The organism is Bradyrhizobium sp. IC4060, from assembly GCF_020193715.1.
Lineage (GTDB): Bacteria > Pseudomonadota > Alphaproteobacteria > Rhizobiales > Xanthobacteraceae > Bradyrhizobium > Bradyrhizobium yuanmingense.
This window is the reverse complement of the sequence record NZ_JADYVJ010000107.1, coordinates 1-409: the sequence shown is the minus strand read 5'-3', so window position 1 is coordinate 409 and position 409 is coordinate 1. Positions and strand designations below refer to the sequence as shown.

1 protein-coding gene is annotated in these 409 nt (G+C 66.5%); it reads right to left on the bottom strand.

From position 1 onward, the window contains the following. Positions 1 to 79 precede the first annotated feature (79 nt). A partial coding sequence (locus I6F16_RS37700) for an ATP-binding protein (RefSeq protein ID WP_225174803.1) occupies positions 80 to 409 on the bottom strand: 330 nt, incomplete at its 5' end.

Here is a 409-nt window from a genome sequence, read left to right as displayed (position 1 = left end):
GCGGAACTGCATGGCCAGGCTGCGCAGGATGCGCTCCTCGTCATCGACGAAGAGAATGCGGACGGGAGATGGGCTCATGTCAGGCGCTCCGTTTCAGTTCGCGGGCCTGCTCTCGCGGCAGGCTGATGAGGAAGCGGGTTCCGCGGCCCGGTTCGGAGGCCACGCGGATGGTCCCGCCATGTTGCTGGATGATCTTGTAGCTGATCGACAGGCCGAGCCCGGTGCCCTGCCCCACCGGCTTGGTGGTGAAGAACGGGTCGAAGATCCGGCCGAGGACCTCGGCGGGCATGCCCTTGCCGTTGTCCTGCACGGAGAGGAACACCTGGCGCTCGTCGGCCCAGCTCTTCAGCAGGATGCGGCCGAAACGCTCCATGGCCTGCGCGGCGTTGGTCAGCAGGTTCAGCAGCAC